Genomic DNA, 24,582 nt, shown 5'->3' on the forward strand with positions numbered 1-24,582 from the left:
TTATGCCTCACTTATCCTAAACAAAGAAATCTCTTGATGTGACATATACTTGAATGGTGTATCTGACCTCATCACAAAGGTTTGACCCTTATGTTGGATAGTAATAATGTCATTTTCTTTTACATCATACTCAACAGGCAAGGATAGCCGTAAATGGTCTTGGATCATAAACGCCCTATCTGTAGATTGTCCATTCATGCTACTTTGTCCTGTTTGTCCTAGTTTACAAGGCACATCCGTATAGATGTCTTTCATCTCATATACATCTGCCCCTATATCGTCGGTTGTTTCTACTTGCCTAGCAATCGTACATCTATCCTTATACATGTACTGAGCAAGCAAGGCACTATATGTGTTAGCCATTAGGCCATACCACCTTACGATATAGGTTTAGCTTAGGCTTGATAGAATTAAAATCTTGTTCGCTAATGCACCCAATAGGCGACATATCCGATACTGCCCATGTAAACTCTACATCATTTTCTTTTAAGGACTTCAACGGCCCTTGCGATTGGTTCAATGTATCCTTGCTATACTTTACTGCAAGTTCAGCACCAGTATACACCAGCGAACGAGGGAAATCTGTTCTATGGCAATAGTCCATACAATCTAATACGAATTTTTCAGCAAATAACCCAATCGGATCTAGGCTTTTCTCATGTGCCGAAGTATCCACCATAAACAACATTCGATTAGCCGTATCAGTAATAGACTGTACAGCCTCTTCATAGCTTATATATTTCACATTTCCCATGCTACAACCTCCTTTTGGGTACTAAAAAAGCACCCTATGTAGAGTGCTTAACCGATAGTTTTATTAGTCATTAAATACTGCTTTATTTTTTTATTGTACTGCATAAATTCCAAGAATTTGTCACAGGCATCCTCTTCGCGAACAAAAGTATCAACTTTAACAGTCGTACCACGCTCTATTACAGAGACGTTGAAGTGTTTCCCATTAAAATCTATAGATACATATACTTCTGCCCAAGGCCCTTTCCCATGACCCAAGATAAAATACTCATATTCATCTATACTAAGATTATCTAAAACCTTTCGTAGGTCGCCAATCTTCATCTGCATACATCTCCTCTATATAGCCTTCTTGAAGTAACTCCCCAATAGACATTTCAAACTTATATTGAATTCCTCTACCTGGTTTAGAAAACCACGGTGAGATTAATGATTCACTCGCCTTGATAGGCCTAATAACCTTATACACATGATATTCCAAAGGCATTTTAGTGTGCAAATCATCCATAGCTCTTTTTGTAAGCGGAGTTCCTACAGGGGAAGTATATCGACCCGACTCTTTTCCAAGTCTATCAATTTGGGTTCCAACCGGTAAGTCAATGATTTTAGCTACTCCAATACCTCCATCATTAGGCGGCCAAATAGGCTTGCCATCATCAGAATGATAAGGGTCTATAGGTTTAGTATACTCCATTCCTCTTTCTTTTGCTAGCATTTTTATGAAGTCAAATGAAGGAGGGATATAATTTAATCTCATCAGTTCATTCTTGCTTAAGCCTTTGTGATTATCTGCTATATTTAAACCTTCATAATATCTTGCATCATGTTCTAAGATCCTTTCTATCCGTTTCTTTGGTTGCATAGGCATGCCTAGCTTCCACTCATCAAACGTCTTAGATTTATCTACATACACCGCTTTCCAATCGTCATACGCCATATTTCGTGGGACTTTAGTATATTTTACTGTGTCTCCTTTTTTTGAAGGTTCTGTCTTCACTGTACGAGATCCACTAGTTCCCTTTTTAGGTCCTAATGCTCCAGCTATGGTAGAACGGCACCTAGGATGTAATGGCGGTACATTAGTGCCTACCTCTGCTTCATCCAAAGGGTATACGTTATTGTCGTGGTTTCGACATACAGACGATGTTCGCTTATCCAGGGTTGCAATAAATTGAAAGTAACCCATCTTAGCTTCACGTAAGGAATCAAGGGTAGCTTGATTATGAATATAGTTGAGTTCAGTGCGAACTAATCGAACAGCATCACTCTTACCTACTCCCATTCGAGTTTGTACTTCTTTGGCTAGCGTATTAACAGATACACCCCGATGTACGCCATTCACAATCGTATCTTGTATTGTTTTGGCGAGCTTATCAGAGTTCTTCCATATCCGTTCGCTATAGTTTTTACCGCTCCAAGGCGTTCTTAGTACATCTTGCATATGTTTACTATCTACAGAGACTTGCAAGGGACCATTGCCTCGTTTGGCTAATTCATACGCAGAATGTAAGCGATTGTCTTTATATGCCTCTTGCAAAAACTTTGTTACCGCCTTATCTGCATGCTGACCTAGCTTATCTAGCTCAATGAGTGTTTCACTATACAGCTTATCTAGCCTAGATATACGGGACCTCATAGCAAGAGTATTGAGTTCTAGTAATGTCTTTGGATTGCCTGTTTCTTTGTATTCCTTCACATACTCTTCAATATCTTTTCGCCAAGTCCTATATTCTGTGCCAGTAATTAGCTTTCTAGCCTCTTCCTTGCTTAATCCGTTATCCCTAGCAAACTTGCCATACAACTTTTCTATATTCCCCTGGATGCGTATCGCTGACCTCTCATATTGGGATGCCAGCTCTTTTTCGATTGTTTCACGGCTCTTTTTATTCCATTCATTCTCTCGCTCGATGCTACGCCTTGCCCAATATGAATCAGCGCCCATAACCCTAACCTAATTTATGTACGAATTTAACAATACGGATTTGTTTTGGTTCGTATACACGTTTCCAGTTTTGCGCATCTTTTAACTCATCACGAGATACAGATTCAACGTGTGCACGAGTTTTATTTTGCCATGCTACTCCACGTGGATGCATGATAAAAGCTTTACGCATGATTAAGTAATCAATGCCAGAGCCTTTCTTTTCATCACGATCAACGGCCGCTTGTTTTAAGCCCACTGGATTACCTACGCCATAGGCAATTGCGCCCTCACCAAATAAGTACGTTGTGTATTTATCTGTCTCAACAGGACAACCATCGTCTACGATAACACGACGACCCATGTATGTGTCGAAAGATAACGCATCAGATTGACGAATTGTTTGGATTAAATTCAATTTATCCAAATAAGATTTTGTAGCAGAGTGCATCACTACTGCTGTTAAGGAGTTTCGTGCGTCCCCCATGAGTTGCATCGCGTCAATAAATGATTCGCCAGAGAATTTAGATGCTTTACCCGTTTGTTCGGAAATATCTAAAACGTGGCCAGACATAGAATCCGATGCAAATACTCCGGAAAGAATATTCAACAACTCTTTTTGATGGTCACGAGCCCAGAATCCTGCCGCCAAATCACCAATCGCCTTCATTGGGTCGGTACCTGCCAATTGTGCAGCTAAGTCAGTAGAGCTCCACATCTTAGCACGACGGATTGTTGTAGATGCATCTTGGCTAGATGTAATTTTATCCGCTGTAAGGTCTGCCCCTTCAATCACATTTTCAGAATCTCCTGTCAAATCATTGAAGAACGGCATATTATGCACTTGTGCAGGTTCGCTTGCCAATTGGTCAAAGCGAGAGTCACGAGTGATGATACCTGATTGGAAAATCGCAGATAATTGAGCCGTACGATTTACAACGTAATTTGCAAAAAACGGCGTAGGATTAATAATATCTTGTAAAGTTGTCATTAGTTACCTCCCATGGTTAAAAATTAATCTCGACACCTGCTTCACTTGCTAACTGCTTAGCTTTCACAGGGTCTTTAGTAAATAATTCTGCCTGTTTAGTTAGATTGAAATGCTCTTGACTAAACGGATTGTTTTTAGGAGTACCCTCACCTTGTTTAGGCTCGTATTTATATTTAGGGTCTCCATCAGGTTTAAATAAAAACGATTTTTCGGTTTTTAGCGCCTTTATCTGTTCATCTAAACCAGTCACTTTGCCATCTTCAGATAGGATGAGTTTTGATGTGTCTACCAAGTTTGCTACTAGGTCCACATCTTGAGCAGTATCGCCAATAGCTAGCTTAATCGCTGTAGATAGTTTTAAGGCTTTCATATCAGATTCAGCTTTTAAAGTCGCAGCTTTATTATCTGCTTGTAGCTTCTTAATTTGCTCCTTCAAATCGTCTACGTTGCCTTCACTATCCTTCAATGTTTTCAACTGCTTATCTCTTTCTTTAACAGCCTCTTCTAAGGTTTTCTTTTCCACGTTGACCTCGTTAAAACGTGATTTTGTCACATATTGACCGTCCAAAAACTCATTTACATGTTGCGTTGCACTTGCGATGTTATCGTCTGTAACGCCTATCTTTTGTAGTAATTCTTGTATCGTCATTGTGTATACTCCTTTTCCGGTTTTTACCGTGGTTACCTGCCACGACTAAGAGATAAATATATAAATGATGATTACTCTTCAGAGTCATCACTGTTCTGCCCGTCTATAGGGTCATGGTTGTGTGTTTCTGAATTCCAATCATCATAGATACCATTGTTTGTTTCTGCTTCCTCAGCTTTCAATTGTTCAAGCTCTTCATTAATATCTTCTACAAACGGATGATGCGCCAATATAGTACGTTTAGATACAATCCCCATAGATTGAGAACACATAGCTACTAGATCCCCATCATTCTTGACAGATGTTCTAGTCCAAGTCTGAGTAATAACAACATCACTACGCCCCTGCGCCCTACAAATAGCACGCACTAGTTCATTAAATCCAAGTTGAAATTCTGTTTCCATCATGCCCGCTTTTAGCTCTAGCAAAGTATATAAGAATTTCATGGCTTCACCGCTGGTGCCGTCTAATCCTTGTTGCTGTGGGTCTACCCCTTGCCCCATGTCAAAGATGGCCTTACGCGTGATATTGAGTAATTCCTTTCGTGCTTCTACTGGTATATCGATAGTCAGCGTAGAAATGCCTGACCTATCATCAGGCCCTGTAGAATCCATCTGGATAGCTTTGTATTTTTTCATACCTTCTAGGAACTCTGTTAGATTTTCTCCGCCATAATTCGTGAGTACATAGATAACCTCTTGTACGTCTTCTAGGTCATTGAGGAACCCACTATATGTTTTATCGTAAGTATCTATAAGCGCCTTAATACGAGTGAGGTCGCTTGTATGATTCGCATTATTGGCAAATGGGATGAACGGAACTTTACCCATTCCATGCGGTATTGTTGATACATCTGATTCTACGCCGCTAGGATCCACCATTGTAAATAGCGCGTGCTCTCCTAAAACCTCTAAGTTGCCACCATTAGGAATCGAATAGGCTTGTACTTCCTTATCATTCCAGTACTCATACACCGTAATACTTTCGCCTTCCTCATTCCTGTCAATATAGACCCGCAGCACCCCTTCTAATTTAGTATTAATGCGCCGATTCCATATAGGTATGATTTCTACGGCAGGAAGTACCGCCCATTGAAAGCCCTCTTCATCGTCTATCCAATAATGCACCCATGCGATCCCGCCATTAGTTGCTTTCACACATAGGTCTTTGCATTTCTTTTCATAACTATCCCCTAAGGTATCAGCAATGATAGTATTTAAACTATCGTCCTTTACATCAAAGATAGGTGGAGCAGTAAACATATACGCCGTTTTTTGGTCAACTAATAAAGGGTAAAAAGAATAGGCGATTCTATTGTCCGCTTGATGCATCGGATTATAGGTTTCGCCTGATCGTTTCGCTTCTTCTACGTCTTTTGGTTTATCTTTCTTCCGCAAGATATCGTTTTGCACTAAATAATACCTGTCAGCTATTTCCATTTTGGAAACTACTTCATCATGTTGCAATGTGTGCTTTTTGATTAACTGTTTAATTTGTTCTATGTCCAATATCTCACCTCCTAATATGTCATCAATCGAACACCCTTACGCCCATCAAATTCTTCCATGGCGTATCGCATGGCGTCCATTAAATGGTTGAAATCATCAATAGGCTTATTGATCATGTTATCGAACTTATCCTTGTCCCATGTGTAGCTGTTTATCTCTGTTAAGAAATTCACACATCTAGGATGAATGATAATCTTATAATCTTGTATTAAAGATATACCCGCACGGATAGAATCAGGACCTTTCTTCGCACTACGTATATTTCTCAATCCATGTTTACGCAAATAGGCAATAGATTTAGGTTCAGCACTATCTGCCCGTATTCTCTCCTTGGCATATCCCATTTCGGTAACCTTTTCTATAATATCCTCATTACTCATACCCTTTTGGTACATTTCATCGAATACATATATTTCACGGGCTACCGTATCCACCAGCCCACAAAATAATGTACTAGGGTCGTTGACATACCCAAAATCCATACCAAATGCAGACTTTACACTCGGCCGTTTCGTTATCTCTTCTACATCGAATACTCGCTCTTCCCAATTATCGAATACAAGCCCCTCGACTATACCCCATTCGCCCAATCCTGCGGTACGGTATCGTCTAGGATTCTTCTTCATTTCTTCAAATAAAATAAGGTCGGACTCTGAAAGGAACTCATTGCATAAATAGTTCGTTGTAATTGCTAATATATTAGGGCTATCTGCATCAAAGAATCGCTTTTTCAACCAATGTTTATCCGACCAGGGGTTAAAGGTGAGTACTACTTGATGGTACATTCCTTCTGGCAATCGCCCACGAATGGATTCATCCAATCTATCGAATGCTTCCTCAGATGTTAGCTCAAACGCTTCTTCTACCCATAATCTACATAAGGATCCTACATCAACAGTAATAGATGTTACTTTTAACGGATCATCTAGTCCTCGAAATAATATCTTTTGCCCTGTCGGTATATAAGTAATTTCCAAGGGCGAGGTCGAGCACTTAAAATACCTGTCCAATTGTAATCTACGTATCGCCCATTTTAATTGGGCAAAGCAGCTATCACGAAGCGTTCGCTCTACCTTACGCACTACGAGCCAATTAATATGTGGATTCTCCACAATCTCTGTAATGACCTTCAGCGATTGTGTAGAGGACTTCTTGCTAGCACGGCTACCTTTTACCACTTTATACCGTCCTTTAAATCGCCAAAAGTCGCCATAGCCCTTTCCTACGATATCAGGTAGATACACGGTATTAGTCCGCAATCTTATCACCACCCATAATGATTACAGGCTGTACATCTATTGTTGTGTCTCCACTCAAAATCCTATGACGTTTAGCCATTAACTCTAGCGCTTTAAGCCTTGATTTCTCATCTGGCGGCTTATCGATAATGCGGGCTTCGGAATACCCTTCCCCCGTGCCCTCGATAACAACCTGCTTTTCATTTGAGAGCCCCAGGGCGATTTTAGTCAATTCGTACTCAACCTGTTTTGCCGTCATGATATTTTCATCTAAATAAGCATCGCGTAATTCTGCAACTCTTTGTTTAATGTTTGGATTTGTTAATAAGGTGCTACCTTGTGACCTTGCTGTTTTTTCAGAGTAGCCGGCTCTAATAGCGGCTTGTGTCGCATTCATATCTTTCACATATTCAGTACAAAATTTTTCGTGCTTTTTGTTATGTAACCCAGCCACTATCTCACCTCCTAACTACTTTAATACCTGCTTATCTGCAGCTGTTTTCCGTCCATTCGTGCGCACCGTTCTTTGATGCCCGCCATTCATAACTGAAGATGGTGAAGCATATGACCGACATGTTCCATCAATATGAATCGCTTTTGCTTTGCACCATCCCTTACAATTATTTAGGCACTGCTTCCGGTCACAATGTACATCTGTCATATGCTCACCACCTTTCTTCTAATTAAAAAAGACGCTCATAGGCGCCTATGAAAAAACCGCCCAATCACTCAGGCGGTTTTTCAGTGTATAGCTGTCTCATGTAAAGGAGGAATTTAACCTTTTTTGACAATACTATTATAACACAGTCAATAGGCACGTTATGGCTCATTTTTTAAAATTTCAGGCTCATTATGGCTCATCTTTTGTCAGTTTACAATATTCTTCCAATGCCTCCCGGTGTAATCGTTTTACATGCCCCCACGAATATTTGACATGATTCGATAATATCTCTCTCCATGATAGATTATAGATATATCGACTTGAAAGGATCGACCGATGTGCTTGCTTGGGTAAGCTTTCAATTTTAGTGATAACCTCATCCCGTACCCCCAAAAGCTCGTCCCACTTCCTCTCATATTCCGCTCTGATGTCGAGGAGCTTTGCAACTGTATCTGAGTGATCTTGTTTAATGCCTCCCATTATTGGCTCCTTGTCATATCGTACAGCGCCTAGTATACCTAGGCTTGATTCTATCTGCGCCAACTGGTACTCAATTCGTTTCAGCTCACCAGCTATTTGCCTAAGCCTTGCTAATTCCTCAGGCACTGCCGTACGTTCTTTTCTTGCTATCAATACATCACCTCATTCCTTGATGCGGTACGGACAATCTTCAGTGAACTCATCGTATACAGGAACAGAGGCGTGAATAAATGCTACTCGTAAATCACACGCTTTAAAATCTTCCTTAGTACAATTAGTGCACGATCCTCCGAGTGCATGGTCCACAATAATTCGCAAGAACTCTTCGTTCTGTTTATCTTCTTTTGAATAAGGTACGGTTTGTACCGCGGTCACGCTATAATGTGTCGCCGCTCGTCGGGCCTGCTTTTGTTGCTCTTCATCTAATTTTGTTCTTATATCTTCGATTAACCAATCAGCAAAAGTAGCCATCGTGTTAGCTTTTCTTTTGGCTTCGCCAGTTAATTTGAACGATTCGACAATATTTCTACACTCAAATGACATGCAACACAGCATAAGCAGTCGTCTCTTATTTTGACTATTTAAATATTTTATTGCCATTACTCTAGATCCTTATCGCTTACTGTAAACAGTTCGAGATGGAGCTTTAATAGCTTTATGCAAGTCGATAAACCATACATAAAGTCTTCCGGATCCACTAGAATATCGCTTATCACACTTTCAGAACGGGCGAGATCTACTTCTACTTGCTCTAGTAAGCGCACCACACCTGCTATATGTATATTGTCGTCCATTTGGGACCGCTTTGACTCTAATATTCCAAGTAATGCTGCTCCCATCGCTTCTATTTCTATACGTAGTTTTGAGGTCTCCGCTGATAAATCTGCTGAGTCTGCCACATCCGAATCCCTATATTGTAGGCAGTAATTTGGTGGGAATTGTATGTGCCTAATTTGCCCCTTCATAGACTCCAATACATGAAACGACATACGGATAACCCAGTCAAAGTGTTCATTTTTATATTCTCTTATCGTTGCTCTCACCATTGTTGTCAATAGTATTTTCATTCTTCCAACTCCTTAACTAACCATTCTAAGAATTTAATAGATTTTCTCGCGTCTTGAATTTCCTTATCCTTCTTGCCAAGTCGCATCAAATACTTAATGGCATTTCCTTTACACCAGCCGCGAAACTCTTCGGCAGTTAGTACCGCCCGAATCACATCTACACTTTCGATGTCCAGTCCATTCAATTTGTAATGCGGTGGACTGTTCACCATATCTATTAGTTCGTTACTCAACACTTCTGCGTTTTTCTCAACACTATTCATCCGCGTATAACTCCTTTCTATACTTAATCGCCTCTAATAAAGCATCCTGTCCTACTTCTTTTCTTTCCAAAGCTCGCATTACCTGCTCGTCCATGGTATCTTTCGTAACTAAGTGATGAACGATAACCGGCTCTTGTTGCCCTTGGCGATGAAGCCTTGCATTCGCTTGTTGGTACTGCTCAAGGCTCCACGTTAAGCCATACCATACGATGATATGACCACCAGCTTGTAGATTTAACCCATATCCTGCGCTTGCTGGATGTGCTAAAAGCATTTGTATATTACCTGTATTCCATTCTTCCACATCTGCATCCGTTTTCAGTTCTACCGATTTAGGAAATGCGTCTTTGATTGACTCCAGATCGTGCTTGAAGTTGTAAAATACAAGAATTGGTTTCCCCTCGTTCACTTCAACCAGTTCTTTCAATCGCTCAATCTTTTGTCTATGTATTACGATTGCATCGCCGTCCTCGTTATATATAGCACCATTTGCCATTTGTAGCAGCTTATTTGCCACGGCAGCAGCATTGAGTGCGCTTATCTCCTCATCTACTAAGGTAAGGATGTGCGTACGCTCCATTTCACGGTACAGCTCTCGTTCTTTGTCAGTGAGTTCAATTGTAATCACATTGTCTATCCGATCAGGTAGGTTCAAATAATCCTTAGCTTTCAAGCTCATACAGATGTCTTGGATTTTACTATAAATCAGTTCATCGCTACCGATTTGTAGGCGATAACTGTAAACGATATGCCCGTTTGTTTTATCGGGTCTGAAGTATCTCGTTCGATATTCTGTAATAGTCTTGCCTAACCGCTCCCCACCGTCCAATAAATACATCTGCGCCCATAAGTCCATCAACGTATTCGGTGCTGGTGTGCCTGTTAGAATGACGATACGCTTAAATAAAGGTCTCATCTTTCGCATCGCTTTGAATCGTTTGGCTTGCGGGTTCTTGAACGATGAACTCTCATCTATGACTAGCATGTCAAATGGGAACTGCTTCTTCTTTTTTAAGTACTCATATAGCCATTGCACGTTCTCACGGTTCATCACGTAGATATCGGCTTCACTTTCCAAGGCTTGTATTCGATCGTTAGCGCTACCCAATATCGATGCCACTCGTAGATATTTCGTTTGGTCCCATTTCCGCGCTTCTTGTGCCCACGTTGATTCAGCGACCTTCTTAGGGGCAATGATTAGCACCTTTTGCACATCGAACGAATCGTACATGAGTTGTTCGATTGCGTATAAGGTGGAAATGGTCTTGCCTAGTCCCATATCTAGTAACAAGCCGTAGTGCGTATTCTCCATGACGCGCTCAATGGCAATTCTCTGGTACTCATGGGGCACAAAATACATCGTACTTCAACTCCGCTAACATTAATAAATCCCGCGCCTCTATTTTATTAGATATGAGAAACACCATGGCGCCTTTCTGCTGCAATCTTGCTATCTGGAATGCCTGCGTGTGTGAAAGTCTTCCCGTTTCCGATTTTAGTTCTACAAATACCACATCTCCACCTGGCATCACGACAATACGATCTGGCACACCATCATTTCCGGGTGAAACAAACTTCATATATATACATCCTAGTTTTTTCAGCTCTTGGCCAAGCCATCTCTCTAATTCTTTTTCCATCGTCTATTCTCACTCCTTCCAAAGCATCCTAAAAATAATTGGACACACCCGCAAACCGTTGGTATCACTGGTCTCACCGCTTTAGCGTGTCCAATGTGTCCAATTTTCAGCCCATATATATATATACGCGTATTTGCGTTTTTTACGTGTATATATATACTTCTATTTTTTATTTTTTTATTTATTATAAATAATTGGACACACTGGACACAGCAGCTTATAACTATAGTAGTACCAATACTTTGTCGGTGTGTCCGAAGGTGTGTCCAATTGTGTTTAGCGTGTCCAATTATTGCCTTATATTAGCAATCACTCATGTATGTAAAGGTATGTTTATTCTTTCAAATATTTATACTATTTTAAACCCGGACACGCGGACACACTCCCGCATTCTCAATTATATTAGTGCACTGGTTCTTCCCGAACAAACGCTCTTTGCGGTCCGTACAGCTTACCAAATCGTATCTTTCCAGTTCCGTTTGTATATGGAACCCACCCGGGGATCGATTGTAATACATCTGTGATTTCACGGGCTTTAGCGTTTAACAAATTCTTTCTATCCCCTTCTAACAGTTCACACCAGATCTCCAAGGGGCACACGCGTTCCCGCAATCGGAATCCACTGGCTTCGGTCTCATCATATTCACGGATGTATTCACGCCTGTCATAAAGATCGTAATCCTCCCAATCAGCAGGTAGTCGCATGCTCAAATACTCTTCAATCAGACCCATCAGCTCCCCGCCTTCCGTATGCGACATTTGCACCCGCATCGCTTCTTCTGCAATGGCGCCCTCAAGCACTAAAGATTCACCTTCGGACCAATAATAGAACGCCTCCGCCCAAAATTGGTCGATTTCTTCATCCGTAATATCCCACGAGTTCGCCGTCTTTCTATCCTTATCTCCAGTGATTGGCCAAAAACGACGGTTACCCGTTCTATCTTTTAAAAACATCAAGTTATTAGTTGACCCTGCAAAGACGCACTGGCGAGGGTATTCTTCGGTACGCCTGCCGTAAGGGGAACGGAAACGATCCGATGCACGGCTTATGAAAGCCTTAACGATTTCATTTTCGTTTTTAAAGGTAGGCGCCAGCTCTCCTAACTCTATCACCCAAGATCCTTGTATTTGCTCCATGGTATCTTTAGTTTTGATATCTACTAATGAGTTATTAAACCAGCCCTTGCCTAGCTTTTCTAAAATCAAAGACTTTCCCAGCCCTTGTGACCCGTACAAAACAATAGCTGTATCGAACTTGATACCAGGGTGCATGACCCTGGCCACTGCTCCACATAACCATTTGCGCGTCGCTGCTCGAACGTAGGCAGTATCTTCTGCACCTAGGTATTTGATGAATAATTCGTCAACCCTGCACTCACCATCCCATTTGACGCTGTGCAAGTAATCACGTACAGGATGAAATTTGTTATCTTGCGTCACTTCTTGCAGGGCATCGTCTATGATTCCTTTGCCTTTAATACAAAATTTCGTTGCGAAGTAGTTCCTAAGGCACGCATCGTCTGTGTCTGTCCAGAATAAAGAACTGTTTCGCGTTCTCCACGGCAAATCCCCAAGCACAACTAACCGATGTGCGAACTCATCTAATCCTACTTTATCTTTTAAAGCTGGATCGTGCTTTAGGATGACAAGACAGTTATAAACGTCGGACTCTGGGATGCCTTGCTTGGTCCGCTTTAATTTCGACAAAAAATCTATATCGTCTTCCTCGATGTCGTCAAAGTCCATGTCCTGCATCCGCTCTTTATCGAGCAAGATGGCAGCAGCGCCGTCCTCGTTGGCGAACTCAATCATAGCTTTGTAGCTTGGCTGTTCAGTGATTTTAAGAGTATCGTCCTTATCTCGATCGCCAAACTTGTGTAGTCGTACTAAGTCGAAGGCATTCACTAGCTTACCGCCTACTGGGTCTGTAGCATGGTTCGAGTAGGCGAACGTGTCATTATCATAAATCACTAAACCGCCTACTGTGCTACCAGCTGAATACGTGTATCGACCTTCCACTTGCGTGGGGGTGTATACCTCTGGTAAGAACTTAGCAATGGCTTCCGTAATGGAATAGCTCCGGCAGAACGCTCCAAGTAAGCCCTTTTTCTCCAGCGGGTTTCCCTGCTTATGGGCATCCGACAATCTGACCGCGGACTCTTTCTCAGATATTGGCCAAAAGCTAGTATCTCGCCAATCATGATAGGTTGCAAGGTACGCATCCACGCTAACGAGGTCGCCCTCGCCATGTTGGTAAACGTATTCTGCGTCTTTTGGACAAGACGGCCAATACATAAGGCGCTCGGCTTGATGGGTAGAGCTATCGAACATTTCGATGCCAATATCATCAGCCATACGCCGTGATACCGCTTGGAACTCATCAGGCGACATCGAACGATCAACTGGCACGATAACACGGTAGCGAGGATGCTCAGTTGTATGGCTATGGGTGGAGTACAGTACGTACTCCTTACCCCCTAAGCACATATCAAGGTCAAATAGGAAGTCCTCGGACGGACTATCTGCATCAAGTGTAATCAAATACCGTTCCTTCACGGCACCGCGAACACGGCGACCGTTTTTAGGGATATACCCACCTACGAAACCGCCTACGTCCTTTTGCTTGCCCTGCGCTGACTTTGACATCTTCGCATATTCTGCTACGGTTTCCTTCGTAACAGTAGGCGAGGCTAACCGCTTGGCTAGGTCTTGCCAAGTCATCTTCTCCGATTTCCATTTGAGAGAAGTGCGGCTATGGCCAATCGCAATGATTATGTTGTTGTCCATCTACGTCGCTCCTCCCATTGCAATGTCGTGCATATACGCGCCTACCGTTCACTGCCTATCCTGCATCCAAGCAAGGACTGCTTGATTGACAATTTCGTCTTCGCGCACACCTTTATTACTTATAATCTTGGCTTGCGCTATTTCTTTAAATTTCTCCCCTACCGGCTTTACTTCTATACACGCCACTGGCTTATGGTTTTTATAAACGCCAACGATTGCGCATTCCGCTCGTTTCACTCGTTTGATATACGTACCAACACAGTTTTTGAGTTCGTGCCCTAATGCTATTATTTCATGCGTTGAGCCTACTGGTACGAAAGATAAGCCATTGCAGGTATCTTCTAACCTTTTATGTTGGTCTGTTTGCTGCACAGGTAGATTTTCATTTTTCTCGAAATCTAACATGTGCATCACAGTATCGTGCAAATCTTTTATTTGAACCTTACTGGCCCATAGGAGTTTCTTCTTTTCTCGAGATAATTCGTAGTACATATTCGCCGTATCCCGCAAGTCACCATAACTCTTGGAGGATTTGAAGAATAGTAAAGCCTTTCGTTCGCCCCAATTGTGGCACAAGGTGCGCACGAACTTCGCCAAAGGGTCCCTTTCAGATTGAATGCGGGATAGCGACCATAAGTGGAAGTCGTTCGCTTTAGTTGTCTCCGTGATCCAATCAATGAACGCTTTCTTATAGTCCATCGTCAGGAATAGCATGCCTGCCGTATGGATCAGTTGGGCGTAAAGAAAAGGTGACTCAGTCAATAGTCTACGGACCCAGCGCACATTCGGTAATTGGTGCCCTTGAACGAGCGCATCCACAAATGACAAATTTTTCGCAAGTCCTTCGTAAAAGGCATTCACATTTGTTTTGCCGTTCACGAAATGCACCGAATAATCTATGTATTGTGCCTTTAACTTTTGGTTTATAGCCGGGCCATCTGGTGCCACCATTTTCCATGCTAAGTTGTGCAGTAAGTTCACCAACGACCCAGCGGGTTCTGTCAGTTGTACTCCCGATCGAAACGGCTTAACTTTATATCCTACCTTCTTGGATAACTTTTGAAAGAATGCCTCTTTCAACACTTTCCCAAACTCCTTAAATTTAGGGCGGTGCTCGTAGAGTCTACACTTGTCATGAGCCACCAGCCACTGAATTGGTAATGGATATAGTTGGAACTCATCTACCACGCACTCTAATTCACTGACAATATCAGATGCTGTGCGTCGCTTTTGCACTAAGAACACCTTGCGTTTCCTAAAGTCGAAACGGATTACATCAATTACACGGGGCTTTTGGCCAACACGCACAATGAGATAATCCGAATCAACCATCATATAGGAGTATTCAAATTTCACATCGAGAATATGTCCACGGTCAATAATGGATAGATCCATACTCGTTGGAACTGACTGCATTCCGTACGCATCCGCAACGTATAACCTATTCATGTTGAGCAGTTTCCCGCAATGGGGACAGTAAAACTTATCAGCATACGCTGGATCAGGTCCGTATTCCATGCCCCTATACTTAGTTGGCCACAAGCAGTTGAAGGACTGCCCGCAGTCCACATGGTGGTAGATTGCGGGCGAAGTATCACCGACTTGTTGTCTCCGAATCACGTCGTAGAGCTTATCTACTTGTAATCTAAATAAGGTTTTCATATCCCACCTATAACAAATCGTCTAAATCGTCGTCCTCTTCTTCAATTTCTGGTTCAGTCACTTCTGGTTCCACTACTTCAACAGGCTCTTCCTTTTTCTTTTTAGAAGATTTGCGTTTTGGCTTTTCTTCGGTTTCGACTACTTCTTCTACAGGTTCAGCAGCTTTCGCCTTTTCTGTTTCAGCAGAAGCAGTCGTTCCGTTCATTACTTGTAAGGCTAGTGAGCAAGCTGCAATGCAACCTTCGCAGTAAGCAACCGCTTGTTCTTTTCGTTCGCTATCTGGGGCTTCCATTACTTTCTCGTATAAACCTTCAATAGCTTGTTTTTGTTGTTCAATTTGTGATTTGCTAATCATAATATAATCCTCCTAATCTTTCATGTAGTACGGGTTCTCAAACCCAGCAGCATCTAATATAAGCCCCTCATTCCAGGGCTCTTTTTCACACATAATACTAATTACTTCTTCAAGGCTACCTACTCCGATAGGTGCCTCAATAACCACCTCATCGTGGATGTGAGCTACTATTTTGTACCCGGCTTTTGAAAGTCTAAGCATAGCAGATGCTAAGCAGTCTCTTGCCACCGCTTGTACGATGTTCTCCACTAGCTTACCGCCGTACGTCTCCACTTTGCCCCACGTGTTCTTCACTTGGTCCATACCGTCATACTCTATGGAAGGCGATCCGAATCGATTCGTTCCTATTCTAGGTCTAGCATAGGCAAGCCTACGACCAGATGGCAGTTCGACAAACATAAACCCTTTTGATTTAAAGAACTTTATTCCTTGTGGTATCTTAACAGGCTCACCTGTTTGCACAACACGCTTTGCCGCTCTATCTGCATCATTCCAAAATCTGACGATGCGAGGACTTGCACTGCGCCATGCGGAGATAATACCAGGCAATTCGTCTTCTGGAATCTCTTCCGTAGTGTCCATCGCTTTCATAGCGCCCACTCCACCACCGTACCCCAAGGCAAGTTCAGCGACTTTACCTTTCTGCCGTAAATGACCATTCTCGCCGTGCTTTTCGACCGGCACATGGAACATACTGGATGCCGATGCGCAGTAGATGTCACCACCACTAGCGAATACCTCTTGGCGCCATTTCTCTCCGGCGAGCCAAGCGATGACCCTCGCCTCGATCGCACTGAAGTCTGCCACAATGAAACGGTGACCCTCTTCTGCGACAAGTGCCGTTCTAATGAGCTGCTTGATGACGTCACCGGGATTGCCGTATAGAATATCTAGCATTTCCACATCTCCTGCTTTTAGAACTTCCCTTGCCGTATCAATGTCGGATAGATAGTTCCTTGGCAGATTCTGCAACTGCACGATGCGACCAGCCCAGCGACCACTGCGCATAGCGCCGTAGAACTGTAGCATGCCGTGGATGCGACCGTCGGAACACAGTGCATTCCTCATCGCTAGATACTTTTTAATTGAAGAGTTACCTAGCACTTGGCGATTCTCAAGCACGGTTCGCACATCGCTAGGGATATCCTCGGCAAGCAGTGCGCTAACATCTTCCTTGCACAAGGTTTCAAACTCACGACCTAAGCGCTCACCTAACCACTCCTTGAGTTGCATTGTACTATTGGGATTGTCTAGCCCAGTGAGTAATTGCGACGACTTTGTGGCGGTCTCTACGAGTTCATCGTTACAGGCAAGCGCCGCATCAACGAGTTCCATGTCGACCTTTACACCACGCCAATTAATCTCTTGATCAAGTAGCCAGTATTTTTGTTCAATCGCTGGCGGTTTGAGCGATAAGAGCTTGCGTCGTATGGTCTGTTCCACCACGACGTCTTGCCGGCAGTATTCGATGAACTCCGCCCACTTCTCCGGCGCATCACTAGGCATGTTGCGTGTACTTGGGTTGTTCTTAGTCGGTGTTCTAGGCACTGAGAAGAATTGAATCAACCGTTTCCCCTTGCTATCCTTTTCTACGGGTAACTTGAGGGCTTTAGCCACATTGTCTAATCCAGCAGGTAGACTACAGTATAAGGCAAGCACCGACGTACACTCCCAATTCCTGTAGTCCGCATCAGGATAATATTTCTTCAAACACAACATTTCAAAGGCCGCATTGAACGCGGTTTTGGTAATCTCTGGATTGTACAAAGCAGCAACCACCTTGTCCGGTAATTGCTGCCTTGTCATATCAACGACCTCAACGGGCTCGCCATCGAATGAGTAGGCAAATAGGAGTATTTCAAATGAATCACCATCGACGTATCGCTGCGCCCCATAATTGATAGGGCATTCACTATACGTCTCTAGATCAATACTCAACTCCATAATTACCTCCTAATTAAATAATGTCGTCCTCGTCTAGGTCGTCTCCTAAATCATCGTCAAAATCGTTAACATTGACGGTCATTCCGCCAAGTCGTGGGCCGTCTTTGACTTTACGAAGTCCGTTAAGGCCAAATCCTACGCCCTTCTTGCCATTGACGTTGTAAACGAATACGCCAATTTGTGCCTGTACGAACACACCGCTGTAAATCTCTTCCTCGATATCGAATGGGTCCATTTTAACTTTGTCGCGAGTAAAGCACACTGGTTGCTTATCTGCGTTCACGTTGATGAAGAACTTACCTTCATAAGTTTCTGGTTGATCGGCAACCGCTGCATCCGTGTCGCCATCTCGTAAATTTAACTTGATGAACTGTGTTTTGCCTTCCATTTTAGCGATTGCCTTAGGGTAAGATTTCAATTCTGCGATAGCGGCTTCTAATTTTTTAATTGTTTTCGTGTCGCTTTTGTCGATAATAATTTGAGCACTATAACGTTCTTTTCCTTCTGGGTTTCGTTTAGGTTCTGCGATATTCGCGTAAGATAATCGAACGATTCCTGTTGTTGCTTTTGCCATTGTTGTAATCTCCTTATTCAATATCATCGTCGAAATCATCGACATTAACTGTGTTATTTGTAATTGCCGGTCGCTTATCCGATTCTGGAACTAGGGTTGGTTTCCCTGGTGGCTTTTCAATGAAAGCCTCAAGGTGTTCTGCTACACCTTTTTTACCCAGTACTTTTTGTAGGGCGGTAATGCCCTCAAGTTCTTTAGGTTTGAATATTTCTTCTTCTTTGTAGCCGTTTTCTAGTAGTACTTTTGCAGCACCTTCGGGATCTACGATAGTTCGCCTTGATGTGCCTTCTACTAACTTGTAGCCCTTCCATTCCTTCTCACCACTTACCGCTTTATCGTAGGCGTAGTCATACACGCCTTTGATCCATTTGGTGATAAGGTCCTTCATACCAATAAGCTCTGCTACCTCGTCATCCGTAAGTAGCTGGTTTAGTTTTCCGCCATGCTTGTAGAATGGTGCAAGGCATGCATCCGCTAGTGCCCTGCATTGGTGCCTAGCCTTGCAAAAGTTACAGTAATCACAAGGGGTACAGTCTCCACTGCCTTCCCATGCAGCTTGCGCTTTAGGGATAATCTCATCGCCCCATGCGAGTAGCTCCTCGATAGGTAGCTCTTCAGTAGATACACTATCAAGGCGAGGTTGCACGATTGTCATTCTAACTGTATGAATATCGTACAGCAGTTCAAATGTATCGTAAGCACCTAATGCATAGAGTCGCATTTGCGTATTGCCTACGGCGCTTACTGGTACGCCTTTACCGAACTTCAAATCGATAACCTCTAATACTCCATCGGACACGATGCACATATCACCAGTTCCAAACCCTTCCGGCACCCAGCGGGAGAAGTCTAAACGAGCCTCGATGAGTATCTCGGCATCGACGGAACGGGCTCTTGCCTCGTTCACTTTCTCTTCGCAGATATCTACATACTTATTAACCGCTTCGAGCATCTCATTCGTATGGCTACCGTCAGCTGGTGCCTTTGCACTTTCTAATTTGTGGCGTAGAATTGACTCTGCCAGATCGTGCGCCTGTGTACCTTCCGCAGCATAGGGAGACTGCTCATCAGGGAACTGTGCCTCTAGCCTTGCACTAGGTGTGCATACTAGCCACCTAGCGCTACTAGATGCCCCTAGTAGGGCATGTTTCTTAGGCACGAGATTTCACCCAATCCATAATCGCCAAACGTTGTCCGCCATTGGCGTTGGATACTTTGTCAAGTTTAATACTTTCCAAGAACGCCTTAAGTTCTTGCTTATCCTCTTTTGTGTCACAAGCTTCTTTGACCGCTGCACGTACTTCTTCAACACTAGGCACATCGACCGGTAACGTTTCTTGCTTAGGTTCTTCTTTCACCACTTCAGCTTTCACATCTTCCTCAGAAACTTCTTCTACTTTAGGTTCTGCCTTAGGTTCTGTTTTCTTAGTAGCTTTTGGTTCTTTCTTATGCTCTACAGCGTTCGCTTCTGGGTACACTTTAGCCATAGGCTCGCCTACAACTTTCTCGTAAACTGCTGTTAATTCTTTCGTTAAATCTGCTGCATCGTTAACTGTGATTTTTAATTCGATCATGGTGTTCTTTCCTTTCAGTTTTAAAATGTGATATACTTTAGTTGGAAAACTTGTGATTGAGCCTTTCGGTGTTAGCTGCGCCGAGGGCTCTTTTTTATTGCCCGTTTCCGGGGTACAATCCTGCAATGTTCTCACCCCCCTTTAAATGTGCTTGAGGATCATGCGAATTTCTTGGCCCACTAATAAGCGGTCTTTGAAAGTATCTTGGCTCCGGAAGTCATCCATGTAGACCTCCAGCATTTCACGGTAAATTTCCCCTTTGAACGTAACAGGGATATCCACCTCTTCACGGTACGGCTTTAGAATCTCTACATCTTTACCAAAGTCATAATCAATATACCCTTTTACCTTCAATTTCCGTTTCTGATTTCTGACCTTATCATTAGACCACTCTAGCAGGTCCATCACTTCCTCATTAGTCACTCCGCCAAATTCCTTGTAGACGTTGTACAGTTTTTCTTGTTCCGTCATAGATCGTTCCTCCTTTTCTTCTTTGGTTTTAAATGTAAGCTAATTTCATTCTTTCACCGCCCTAACCTTTAAGGTCATTCCTGGGTGGATGATGCCGTTGTGAAGGTTATTCTTCCGAATGATTTCGGATACCGTTTGCCGTACGTCTTCCGTTTCCCCCACGGCGTCCTTAGCGATACCCCAGAGAGTATCTCCTTGCTGCACAATGACGTCACGTTCCTCGTACTCTACAATATTGGTAGGAAACGCCGCTCGGAACAGTGTAACTGCAAGGACTGATACTAGAGCCACCGCTGCTACTCGATCCCAGTAAATGACGTATTTAGTTTTCTTCGTTTTCCGTTTCGGTCTCATCGCTCCACTCTCCGTCATAAACCGCACAGTAGTATTGGTGTTTCAGCACCTTAAATTCATCAATAGAAATCACCATTGATAACTCCTTAAGCACCTCATAGGCACGTTGTGCGTAGAAGTCGTACTCTTCCATATTTGTACCGCCGTGCTCGTACATTTCTTTCAGACTTGTCTTAAGGTCACATCGCAACGCATATTCCGCATAATCGTAAAAGTCCATTATTTCCTCCTCATCTGCCCAACCACAACAGGATGAGCGCCATAACTAATAGTGCCAGCACTGTAGCACCTACCGTGAATATTGTTGAAAGACGTACCGCTTCATCGCTAAGCCCTTGCAGTTCAAATTGTTGGCGCTTTTGTTCACGTAGTTTTCGCCGTAACGCTTGCCTATCTTCCTCACCTTCTAAAATCTCCGCCTGCTTGCGTTTTTCTTCTGCAAGGGCTCGTTGCACTGCATACAGGTCATCTTTTGCTTGTAGCACATCGTGCTTTTTCTTTTCTACTTGAGCGTGCTTTTGCAGAATATTTTGAAGTTCTGTGTCTACAATCGCAGCGCCTTTGTAACGCTTGGATGCGTTTTTGTGTTTTCTTGCCATTTATCGCACCCCTTGTCTCATTTTGCACTTATTCCTAAGCCACTCATTGAGTGACTCCAAGTGCACTAAGCTCTTACCTTTTTTTGCGCCTATTTTCATGCTAGGGAAGTCGTATTCCTCGGACCATGCTTGCATTTGGTCGTAGGACACAGATGCAAGGTCTGCCGCTTCCTGTAATGTGATGCAAATCTTATTCATACTTACCTCCTACAACTCATCTTCCCGAGGATCCTTGTCGAAGTTGCCGAGTTTGAACAGTAATTGAGCTACAGCCATAGCTGCTATATACTGCTCCAAGTGTTTTGGCACCTCTGTGACAACTGCTAGCGCGTAGCTTAGTTCAGCTGCATCGAGGGATTTAAGGTATAGGCACTCCAAATACTGATTCTGAATCGGTGTTAAACCCGGTAGCATTAATGATTACTCCTTCCTTCTTGTGCTATAATCACCTTGAAAGGAGGTGATTATATGAAATACTCAACTACTATTTATAAAGTTCTTATGTCTATAGACGTCGCATTTGAAAATAATATTCCGCCTTATGAAACGTTTGACTTGGAAAAAATTGGAATATCTTATAAACGGCTATGCGTTATTTTGAAAAGTCTTTACGAATCTGGTTATATAGACGGCATCGCATTTATAGAATGTATTGGGGAGGAAATCCCAGACTTTAAACTATGCGGGTGTCATTTAACTATGGACGGTATGTTATACCTAGAGAATAATTCTACGATGAAACAGGCCTATAGAGTTCTAAAGGAAGCCAAAGATTGGATTCCCGGCTTTTAAGACATCCTATACCTATATTTGATTTCAATCTGAATTAGTTCTAGTAGTGTTTTTGCATCTGACTGCGAAAGCCCTACTTTATTGCGTTCTAAATCATCAACAAAATTTAGGGATATCTGTTGCAATTCTATATATTTCTGTTTGTCGTTTTTTGTAATGAGCCTCTCTTGCAGGGGCTCTTTTTCTATATCCAAATCTTCACCTCTTCACAGTAACTCATCAATTGTGCAATGCAAGTAATCTGCTATCGCCTTTACATTCCCCAATTTTGGGTCGGATACTCTCCAGTGGGATATGCTCCCTACTGAAAGATTTGCCGCTCGTTCAAGTTTGGCAATACTGATGCCTTTCGCCTTACATTTCTTTTTAACGTTTTCGTATATATTCATTCCTTTAACTTCCTTTTTCGCTGAAAGTATTCATTGACTTATGAGCGTATTCAAGCCTATAATCAAATTAAATAGTTTCTCCTTCCGATTCTTATACTCCCCATTGCGGGGACGGAAACTGGTACATCTCATCGAACACATATATTTCACCTTCTTTCGAATTACTCCCCCATTACGGGGACGGAAACATAACTAAGTCTATTACTTTACTCATTTTTTCTACCTTTCTAACAATCTCCCCATTGCGGGGACGGAAACGCCTTAACTAAAATGTGACCTTTTAAAATTTTAGAATTACTTCCCCATTGCGGGGACGGAAACACGTATTCATCATCGCTAGCATTCACACGTACGACCTTTAGAATTACCCCCATCGTGGGGACGGAAACCCTAGGCATATATACCAGGCATTTTCATTACTAACTTTAGAATTACCCCCATTGCGGGGACGGAAACTCATCAATAGTGCAGCCAAGGCAATCTGCTACCTCCTTCTTTAGAAGTACTTCCCCATTGCGGGGACTGAAACTCTGCGTCTCGTGATTGTGTGTTCATGGTTGTGGTTCTCCTTTTTCGCATTTATGCGAATTACAAAGCAAAAAAAATCGAATTAATATCTTCACTATTAAGTTGTAACTCCTTGGCGATAGATTGCACTTCTGCAACAGTAAAACTATCTCCGCCAGAATTTAGTTTTCGATAGATGGTAGAGCGGTCTACTCCAATTCTTTCCGACATTTCAGAAATAGAGAGTTCATTCTCAACCATCTTTCCTTTTAATTTAGGGATGTTTACCATATTTAACTCCTTTCTTTTTTTAATAATTCGCACTTATGCGACCCTATGCGACTATAATACTACACAGCAACACACATGTCAATAATTTTTTTGCACATTTGCAAATTTATTTATATAATACTGTTGCATATTTGCAATTTTAATATTATAATTAGTACAAAGAAAGGAAGGTTACTATGAAAATCGGCGAAATTATAAAACACAGGAGAAAAGAATTGGGGATGAGTGTTGATGAATTAGCGGCTAAATTAGGAAAAAATAGGGCCACTGTTTACAGATATGAAAACGGCGATATCGAAAGCCTGCCACTAACTGTGCTAGAGCCTTTAGCCAAAGCACTCCATACTTCACCTGGGGAGTTAATTCAAGAAAGTAACTCCGAATATTACACTTCTCCACAAGTCAACTTCAGGGCAGAATACGCACGTGTAAACGAAGGTATCCTACTGGATGCATCAAAAGATCTAACCGATGAAGAGTTAGAATCTGTGATTAACATAGTCAATCAATTACGAAACAAGGGGAGATAATTATATATAACATCCCGATCATATACCACAACCTACCACAGTCGGTGAATGCGCCCCTGTGCACATCAGAGGACACCGACCTATCGAGGTGTTACGTGAAAGCATGGCACATGAGATATGCCACATTGCAGAAGGGCACTTCACATCAGAGCAACATGCCAGTGTGATAGAGGCTCTACTGCATAGCAATGAAGTAGGGTTCAATGAAGAGGAAATAAACTTCTTTTACCATTATGCTGAATAAGGCAATCCCGCTCGATTTTGTTGACGCCAACAAAATGCAAATAAATCAAGTTTTATAAATAAAAAAATCCCCCACTCCACGGTAATGGAATGGGGGGCTTAGTACACACAATAGGAGCGTGTATCACAACCAATACTAACGCAACCTATATAAGGAGATAAAAAATAAGCTGACCCTAGGGGCTTGAGATTTCTAAGATTCTATCCTACTCCCATTCGGGAACCCAGCCTTGCTCCTTCACAAGTCAACTTTACTATAATATACACCAAAATATTATTTTTTTCTATAAATTCTTTCATTTCCCCCTTGACTTTATACACTAATTAGTGTATAATATA

General features: G+C 42.5%; 33 protein-coding genes. 3 read left to right on the plus strand and 30 right to left on the minus strand.

The genetic code is table 11. The features are described from left to right. The 27 genes from EO125_RS02960 to EO125_RS03090 form a co-directional block, all read right to left on the minus strand. A complete protein-coding gene (locus EO125_RS02960; protein ID WP_127147595.1) occupies positions 1 to 363 on the minus strand; it encodes a hypothetical protein in 363 nt (120 codons plus the stop codon). Then, a complete protein-coding gene (locus EO125_RS02965) occupies positions 356 to 754 on the minus strand; it encodes a hypothetical protein (protein ID WP_127147596.1) in 399 nt (132 codons plus the stop codon). Before EO125_RS02965 ends, EO125_RS02960 begins: the two co-directional genes overlap by 8 nt. A 47-nt stretch (positions 755 to 801) precedes the next feature. Beyond that, positions 802 to 1,077, minus strand: a complete 276-nt coding sequence (locus EO125_RS02970; protein WP_127147597.1) for a hypothetical protein — start codon at positions 1,075 to 1,077, stop codon at positions 802 to 804. Further along, complete coding sequence (locus EO125_RS02975; protein ID WP_127147598.1) at positions 1,043 to 2,695, minus strand: minor capsid protein; 1,653 nt, start codon at positions 2,693 to 2,695, stop codon at positions 1,043 to 1,045. Before EO125_RS02975 ends, EO125_RS02970 begins: the two co-directional genes overlap by 35 nt. A 4-nt stretch (positions 2,696 to 2,699) precedes the next feature. Next, entirely contained in the window at positions 2,700 to 3,665 is a 966-nt protein-coding gene (locus EO125_RS02980; RefSeq protein ID WP_127147599.1) for a major capsid protein, read from the minus strand. 16 nt (positions 3,666 to 3,681) lie between these two features. Next, a complete protein-coding gene (locus EO125_RS02985; protein ID WP_127147600.1) occupies positions 3,682 to 4,314 on the minus strand; it encodes a phage scaffolding protein in 633 nt (210 codons plus the stop codon). 71 nt (positions 4,315 to 4,385) lie between these two features. After that, positions 4,386 to 5,822: a phage portal protein gene (locus EO125_RS02990; protein WP_127147601.1), complete on the minus strand. Its 1,437-nt coding sequence runs from the start codon at positions 5,820 to 5,822 to the stop codon at positions 4,386 to 4,388. A gap of 11 nt (positions 5,823 to 5,833) precedes the next feature. Further along, positions 5,834 to 7,090 (minus strand): PBSX family phage terminase large subunit, encoded by a 1,257-nt coding sequence (locus tag EO125_RS02995; RefSeq protein ID WP_206168349.1) that lies wholly within the window; start codon positions 7,088 to 7,090, stop codon positions 5,834 to 5,836. Next, positions 7,071 to 7,514 (minus strand): terminase small subunit, encoded by a 444-nt coding sequence (locus EO125_RS03000; RefSeq protein ID WP_127147603.1) that lies wholly within the window; start codon positions 7,512 to 7,514, stop codon positions 7,071 to 7,073. Before EO125_RS03000 ends, EO125_RS02995 begins: the two co-directional genes overlap by 20 nt. Positions 7,515 to 7,910: 396 nt before the next feature. After that, complete coding sequence (locus EO125_RS03005) at positions 7,911 to 8,354, minus strand: DUF1492 domain-containing protein (protein ID WP_127147604.1); 444 nt, start codon at positions 8,352 to 8,354, stop codon at positions 7,911 to 7,913. Between the two features lie 9 nt (positions 8,355 to 8,363). Continuing rightward, positions 8,364 to 8,744, minus strand: a complete 381-nt coding sequence (locus EO125_RS03010; RefSeq protein WP_127147605.1) for a DUF5651 domain-containing protein — start codon at positions 8,742 to 8,744, stop codon at positions 8,364 to 8,366. A gap of 56 nt (positions 8,745 to 8,800) precedes the next feature. Further along, positions 8,801 to 9,268 (minus strand): hypothetical protein, encoded by a 468-nt coding sequence (locus tag EO125_RS03015; protein ID WP_127147606.1) that lies wholly within the window; start codon positions 9,266 to 9,268, stop codon positions 8,801 to 8,803. Beyond that, a complete protein-coding gene (locus EO125_RS03020; protein ID WP_206168350.1) occupies positions 9,265 to 9,531 on the minus strand; it encodes a DUF3310 domain-containing protein in 267 nt (88 codons plus the stop codon). The genes EO125_RS03015 and EO125_RS03020 overlap by 4 nt, the downstream gene beginning before the upstream one ends. Then, on the minus strand, positions 9,524 to 10,891 hold the full coding sequence (locus tag EO125_RS03025) for a DEAD/DEAH box helicase (protein ID WP_127147607.1): 1,368 nt from the start codon (positions 10,889 to 10,891) through the stop codon (positions 9,524 to 9,526). Before EO125_RS03025 ends, EO125_RS03020 begins: the two co-directional genes overlap by 8 nt. Then, positions 10,872 to 11,171, minus strand: coding sequence for a VRR-NUC domain-containing protein (locus tag EO125_RS03030; RefSeq protein ID WP_127147608.1), 300 nt, complete (start codon positions 11,169 to 11,171; stop codon positions 10,872 to 10,874). Before EO125_RS03030 ends, EO125_RS03025 begins: the two co-directional genes overlap by 20 nt. A gap of 402 nt (positions 11,172 to 11,573) precedes the next feature. Beyond that, entirely contained in the window at positions 11,574 to 13,958 is a 2,385-nt protein-coding gene (locus tag EO125_RS03035; RefSeq protein ID WP_127147609.1) for a virulence-associated E family protein, read from the minus strand. A gap of 48 nt (positions 13,959 to 14,006) precedes the next feature. After that, entirely contained in the window at positions 14,007 to 15,620 is a 1,614-nt protein-coding gene (locus EO125_RS03040) for a PcfJ domain-containing protein (protein ID WP_127147610.1), read from the minus strand. A gap of 7 nt (positions 15,621 to 15,627) precedes the next feature. After that, on the minus strand, positions 15,628 to 15,975 hold the full coding sequence (locus EO125_RS03045; RefSeq protein WP_127147611.1) for a hypothetical protein: 348 nt from the start codon (positions 15,973 to 15,975) through the stop codon (positions 15,628 to 15,630). Between the two features lie 12 nt (positions 15,976 to 15,987). Continuing rightward, positions 15,988 to 17,310, minus strand: coding sequence for a DNA polymerase (locus EO125_RS03050; RefSeq protein ID WP_240630425.1), 1,323 nt, complete (start codon positions 17,308 to 17,310; stop codon positions 15,988 to 15,990). Between the two features lie 622 nt (positions 17,311 to 17,932). Continuing rightward, positions 17,933 to 18,520, minus strand: coding sequence for an ssDNA-binding protein (locus tag EO125_RS03055; RefSeq protein WP_240630426.1), 588 nt, complete (start codon positions 18,518 to 18,520; stop codon positions 17,933 to 17,935). Continuing rightward, positions 18,507 to 19,652: a DUF2800 domain-containing protein gene (locus EO125_RS03060; protein WP_127147613.1), complete on the minus strand. Its 1,146-nt coding sequence runs from the start codon at positions 19,650 to 19,652 to the stop codon at positions 18,507 to 18,509. The genes EO125_RS03055 and EO125_RS03060 overlap by 14 nt, the downstream gene beginning before the upstream one ends. Then, on the minus strand, positions 19,645 to 20,067 hold the full coding sequence (locus EO125_RS03065; RefSeq protein WP_127147614.1) for a hypothetical protein: 423 nt from the start codon (positions 20,065 to 20,067) through the stop codon (positions 19,645 to 19,647). Before EO125_RS03065 ends, EO125_RS03060 begins: the two co-directional genes overlap by 8 nt. A gap of 141 nt (positions 20,068 to 20,208) precedes the next feature. Beyond that, positions 20,209 to 20,538 (minus strand): hypothetical protein, encoded by a 330-nt coding sequence (locus EO125_RS03070; protein ID WP_127147615.1) that lies wholly within the window; start codon positions 20,536 to 20,538, stop codon positions 20,209 to 20,211. Between the two features lie 45 nt (positions 20,539 to 20,583). Beyond that, positions 20,584 to 20,892 carry a LysM peptidoglycan-binding domain-containing protein gene (locus EO125_RS03075; protein WP_164726423.1) on the minus strand — a complete coding sequence of 103 codons (309 nt, stop codon included), beginning with the start codon at positions 20,890 to 20,892 and terminating at the stop codon, positions 20,584 to 20,586. Then, positions 20,861 to 21,112, minus strand: a complete 252-nt coding sequence (locus tag EO125_RS03080) for a hypothetical protein (protein WP_127147617.1) — start codon at positions 21,110 to 21,112, stop codon at positions 20,861 to 20,863. Before EO125_RS03080 ends, EO125_RS03075 begins: the two co-directional genes overlap by 32 nt. A gap of 10 nt (positions 21,113 to 21,122) precedes the next feature. Next, entirely contained in the window at positions 21,123 to 21,491 is a 369-nt protein-coding gene (locus EO125_RS03085; RefSeq protein ID WP_127147618.1) for a hypothetical protein, read from the minus strand. Further along, positions 21,492 to 21,689 carry a DNA-binding protein gene (locus EO125_RS03090; RefSeq protein WP_127147619.1) on the minus strand — a complete coding sequence of 66 codons (198 nt, stop codon included), beginning with the start codon at positions 21,687 to 21,689 and terminating at the stop codon, positions 21,492 to 21,494. A gap of 270 nt (positions 21,690 to 21,959) precedes the next feature. Between EO125_RS03090 and EO125_RS03095 the strand changes: the two genes are divergently transcribed. After that, a complete protein-coding gene (locus EO125_RS03095; protein WP_127147620.1) occupies positions 21,960 to 22,283 on the plus strand; it encodes a YjcQ family protein in 324 nt (107 codons plus the stop codon). Here the strand turns inward: EO125_RS03095 and EO125_RS03100 are convergent. From EO125_RS03100 to EO125_RS03110, 3 genes are all read right to left on the minus strand, one after another. Next, entirely contained in the window at positions 22,280 to 22,477 is a 198-nt protein-coding gene (locus EO125_RS03100) for a hypothetical protein (RefSeq protein WP_127147621.1), read from the minus strand. The genes EO125_RS03095 and EO125_RS03100 overlap by 4 nt on opposite strands. Positions 22,478 to 22,489: 12 nt before the next feature. Beyond that, positions 22,490 to 22,672: a helix-turn-helix transcriptional regulator gene (locus EO125_RS10155; protein WP_127147622.1), complete on the minus strand. Its 183-nt coding sequence runs from the start codon at positions 22,670 to 22,672 to the stop codon at positions 22,490 to 22,492. Between the two features lie 588 nt (positions 22,673 to 23,260). Then, positions 23,261 to 23,470 carry a helix-turn-helix transcriptional regulator gene (locus EO125_RS03110; RefSeq protein ID WP_127147623.1) on the minus strand — a complete coding sequence of 70 codons (210 nt, stop codon included), beginning with the start codon at positions 23,468 to 23,470 and terminating at the stop codon, positions 23,261 to 23,263. Positions 23,471 to 23,646: 176 nt separating this feature from the next. Between EO125_RS03110 and EO125_RS03115 the strand changes: the two genes are divergently transcribed. Together EO125_RS03115 and EO125_RS09815 are read left to right on the plus strand one after the other, a co-directional pair. After that, positions 23,647 to 24,000, plus strand: a complete 354-nt coding sequence (locus EO125_RS03115) for a helix-turn-helix domain-containing protein (protein WP_127147624.1) — start codon at positions 23,647 to 23,649, stop codon at positions 23,998 to 24,000. A 103-nt stretch (positions 24,001 to 24,103) separates the two neighbouring features. Then, the gene (locus tag EO125_RS09815) at positions 24,104 to 24,244 is read left to right on the plus strand and encodes a hypothetical protein (protein WP_164726424.1); all 141 of its coding nucleotides are present in this window, start codon (positions 24,104 to 24,106) and stop codon (positions 24,242 to 24,244) included. Positions 24,245 to 24,582 lie beyond the last annotated feature (338 nt).

Origin of the sequence: Veillonella sp. VA139, from assembly GCF_003992005.1 — a bacterium.
Taxonomy (GTDB): domain Bacteria; phylum Bacillota; class Negativicutes; order Veillonellales; family Veillonellaceae; genus F0422.

Bases quoted from the DNA above. Each gene is read 5' to 3' on its own strand.
- EO125_RS02960 (WP_127147595.1), bottom strand. From the start codon at position 363: ATGGCTAACACATATAGTGCCTTGCTTGCTCAGTACATGTATAAGGAT.
- EO125_RS02965 (WP_127147596.1), bottom strand. From the start codon at position 754: ATGGGAAATGTGAAATATATAAGCTATGAAGAGGCTGTACAGTCTATT.
- EO125_RS02970 (WP_127147597.1), bottom strand. From the start codon at position 1,077: ATGAAGATTGGCGACCTACGAAAGGTTTTAGATAATCTTAGTATAGAT.
- EO125_RS02975 (WP_127147598.1), bottom strand. From the start codon at position 2,695: ATGGGCGCTGATTCATATTGGGCAAGGCGTAGCATCGAGCGAGAGAAT.
- EO125_RS02980 (WP_127147599.1), bottom strand. From the start codon at position 3,665: ATGACAACTTTACAAGATATTATTAATCCTACGCCGTTTTTTGCAAAT.
- EO125_RS02985 (WP_127147600.1), bottom strand. From the start codon at position 4,314: ATGACGATACAAGAATTACTACAAAAGATAGGCGTTACAGACGATAAC.
- EO125_RS03010 (WP_127147605.1), bottom strand. From the start codon at position 8,744: ATGTCATTTGAGTGTAGAAATATTGTCGAATCGTTCAAATTAACTGGC.
- EO125_RS03015 (WP_127147606.1), bottom strand. From the start codon at position 9,268: ATGAAAATACTATTGACAACAATGGTGAGAGCAACGATAAGAGAATAT.
- EO125_RS03020 (WP_206168350.1), bottom strand. From the start codon at position 9,531: ATGAATAGTGTTGAGAAAAACGCAGAAGTGTTGAGTAACGAACTAATA.
- EO125_RS03025 (WP_127147607.1), bottom strand. From the start codon at position 10,891: ATGTATTTTGTGCCCCATGAGTACCAGAGAATTGCCATTGAGCGCGTC.
- EO125_RS03030 (WP_127147608.1), bottom strand. From the start codon at position 11,171: ATGGAAAAAGAATTAGAGAGATGGCTTGGCCAAGAGCTGAAAAAACTA.
- EO125_RS03035 (WP_127147609.1), bottom strand. From the start codon at position 13,958: ATGGACAACAACATAATCATTGCGATTGGCCATAGCCGCACTTCTCTC.
- EO125_RS03040 (WP_127147610.1), bottom strand. From the start codon at position 15,620: ATGAAAACCTTATTTAGATTACAAGTAGATAAGCTCTACGACGTGATT.
- EO125_RS03045 (WP_127147611.1), bottom strand. From the start codon at position 15,975: ATGATTAGCAAATCACAAATTGAACAACAAAAACAAGCTATTGAAGGT.
- EO125_RS03050 (WP_240630425.1), bottom strand. From the start codon at position 17,310: ATGGAACTCGTTGATGCGGCGCTTGCCTGTAACGATGAACTCGTAGAG.
- EO125_RS03055 (WP_240630426.1), bottom strand. From the start codon at position 18,520: ATGATATTGAATAAGGAGATTACAACAATGGCAAAAGCAACAACAGGA.
- EO125_RS03065 (WP_127147614.1), bottom strand. From the start codon at position 20,067: ATGATCGAATTAAAAATCACAGTTAACGATGCAGCAGATTTAACGAAA.
- EO125_RS03070 (WP_127147615.1), bottom strand. From the start codon at position 20,538: ATGACGGAACAAGAAAAACTGTACAACGTCTACAAGGAATTTGGCGGA.
- EO125_RS03075 (WP_164726423.1), bottom strand. From the start codon at position 20,892: ATGAGACCGAAACGGAAAACGAAGAAAACTAAATACGTCATTTACTGG.
- EO125_RS03080 (WP_127147617.1), bottom strand. From the start codon at position 21,112: ATGGACTTTTACGATTATGCGGAATATGCGTTGCGATGTGACCTTAAG.
- EO125_RS03085 (WP_127147618.1), bottom strand. From the start codon at position 21,491: ATGGCAAGAAAACACAAAAACGCATCCAAGCGTTACAAAGGCGCTGCG.
- EO125_RS03090 (WP_127147619.1), bottom strand. From the start codon at position 21,689: ATGAATAAGATTTGCATCACATTACAGGAAGCGGCAGACCTTGCATCT.
- EO125_RS03095 (WP_127147620.1), top strand. From the start codon at position 21,960: ATGAAATACTCAACTACTATTTATAAAGTTCTTATGTCTATAGACGTC.
- EO125_RS10155 (WP_127147622.1), bottom strand. From the start codon at position 22,672: ATGAATATATACGAAAACGTTAAAAAGAAATGTAAGGCGAAAGGCATC.
- EO125_RS03110 (WP_127147623.1), bottom strand. From the start codon at position 23,470: ATGGTAAACATCCCTAAATTAAAAGGAAAGATGGTTGAGAATGAACTC.
- EO125_RS03115 (WP_127147624.1), top strand. From the start codon at position 23,647: ATGAAAATCGGCGAAATTATAAAACACAGGAGAAAAGAATTGGGGATG.
- EO125_RS09815 (WP_164726424.1), top strand. From the start codon at position 24,104: ATGGCACATGAGATATGCCACATTGCAGAAGGGCACTTCACATCAGAG.